The sequence below is a fragment of the Romboutsia lituseburensis DSM 797 genome, from assembly GCF_900103615.1.
Classification (GTDB): domain Bacteria; phylum Bacillota; class Clostridia; order Peptostreptococcales; family Peptostreptococcaceae; genus Romboutsia_F; species Romboutsia_F lituseburensis.
In genome coordinates, this window is the sequence record NZ_FNGW01000008.1 from 1 (window position 1) to 2,582 (window position 2,582).

Sequence of the window (2,582 nt, forward strand, 5' to 3'; positions counted from 1 at the left end):
TCTTGAGTGTAGAGTTATTTATAAACAAGAACAGGATAAAAATGCTATTACAGAAGAAAATAAGAAAGTTTGTTATCCGCAAGATGTAGACAGCTCTTATCATGGAGCAAATAAGGATTTCCATACGGCTTATTATGGCGAGATTGTTGGTGCATATATAATAGAAGAGTAAATAGAAATAGGACACTATTTGTACACAAACACCTCTAGGGGAAAATTTGTGTACAAATGTATAAAATTAAATCATGGGTATTATTCCTGTGAATCGTATCCACTATTGAAATTTAAAAACAGTTATATCATTCTGATATAACTGTTTTTAATATGTTCAGAAATTAATTAAAAAATTCTATGGTTTTTGGATAGCGTAACAAACAAAACCACAGCTAAAAATTTAAGTAGAAATAGCATAAGATTAAAGTCTACGCAAAATGGGACATAAAATGACATGGAGGATGATATACAATACTTAAGGAAGGCTATATTTAAGATTAAGATTTTTATACTGAATTAAAGTATAGTATAAATCAAAATAATAGGGGGGGATAATAAGTGACAATATTTAAAAAATACATAGTACTAGTTTTAAGTATATTATCATTAGGAATATGTATTGGACCAGTCAAAAGCACATATGCTTTAGAAAGTAATGATAATTATAAAATTGAAAGAGATGCTACAAAAAAATTTGTAGTAGAAGTATCAACAGAGGATGAGCTGATATCAGCGCTAGAAGACCCAAAAGTTAAACAAGTGATAATGATAAATGATATAACAATATCAAAAAAAGAAAATTCAAGAGAAGTAAATATAGCAGGTGAGAATAAAGAAATAATAGGAAAATCAACAAAGGATAAATTTATACTAACAACATCATTTAAAGATGTTAAATTTAAAGGTAATGATCTAAGTAATATAAAAAATATAACTATAGACAATGTAGAAATTTATAATTATTATGAAATAGAAAGTTGTACTATAAAAAATACTAATATTAGCTCTACAGGTATAAAAAATAGTCTCATAGAAAATAGTAAAGTATATGTTAACAGTTTAGAAAATAGCAAGCTAACTAATACAATAATAGCAGCAATTGGTTCAAAACTAATTGATGTAGACATAGATAATACAAATCTAGACTTAAAAGAGGGAGAAGCACCAATAACTCTGAAACCTTGTTTCGGTGCTGGAAGTGGAGATCCAAGTCGAAAGGTAACTTTAAAAAATATTAAAATAAGAAACAAAGAAGGGCATACATTAAAGGTAGAAGGTCACCACTTAAGTGTTGGAACAGATGTATTTTTAGAAGGGAATATAATATTAGAAACAAATAAAGATGAAGCAATATTATTAACAGGTCAAAATAATAAATTGTATGTAAATGGCAATTTACAACAAATAGGAAATACATACACAATAAAATCAGAACAGGATGACCATTATAATAAAATTTATGATAAAAATAATATACTTTCTAAAGGAAAAGATAGTTCTGGAACTGGATATTACAACACTAAACAACGAATAGGAGAAGAACCAAAATTACCAAATACAAGTGAAGGTACAGTAAGTGTATCAACAGAAGACGAGTTAATATTAGCACTTAAGAACTCATCAGTTCAAACGATAATAATGTTAAATGATATAACCATATCTAAAGAAAATAATAAGTACATAAATACAATTGGTTGGGGTAAAGAATTAATAGGTAAGTCAACAATCAATAAACCTATATTAACTACAATGTTTGAAGATACTATCTTTAGAGGTATTAATATAAAAAATATCACTATAGATAATATACAAATAGAAAGGTCTTCTGGCAACGATAAAATAGAAAACTGTACTATAAAAAATACTAAGATGGTTACAGTAAAAACTATAACAAATAGTATGATAGAAAATAGTGAAGTAGATATAAAAAATTTAGAAAATAGCAAGCTAGTTAACACTAAAGTAGGTAATACATGGTGGGGAGATGTTAAAATAACTAATACAGATATAGATAATACCAATTTAAACTTAAAAGAAAATGAAGCATCTATATACTATAATGGATCTCAAAGTATAACGTTAAAAAATGTTAAGGTAAGAAATAAGAATGGAAATGTATTAAAGATAGAAGGCAAGGCAGATATATCTCTAGAAGGAGATATTATAGTAGAAACAACTGATACGGAGGCAATACTAGTAGATTATGGTTACTCAAAAAATGATTCTTCGGAATATAAGTTTCTTAAGTTATATATAAATGGAAACTTACAGCAAATAGGAAATACATATACAATAAAAGCTAAACATATTGGACAGTATACTAAAATCTATGATAAGAATAATCTGTTAGACTTTGCAGCAGATAAATATGGAACAGTTTATTATAATACTAAAAATAGAATAGGATCAGCTCCAGAATTACCTAAGGATGGAAAACAAGGTTGGCAATATGAAAATAATATATGGTATTTTTATAAAGATGGTATAAAGCAAAAAGGTTGGCAGAATATATATGGTACATGGTACTATTTTGATGAATACTATAGAATGAAAACTGGATGGCAAAATGTATATGGAGTATGGTACTA

The 2,582-nt window shown here is 26.9% G+C and carries 1 protein-coding gene; it reads left to right on the forward strand.

Translation table 11 applies throughout. The features are described from left to right. Nucleotides 1–552 precede the first annotated feature (552 nt). On the forward strand, nt 553–2,582 hold a 2,030-nt coding region (locus BLP75_RS13815), incomplete at its 3' end, for a pectate lyase-like adhesive domain-containing protein (protein ID WP_330385821.1).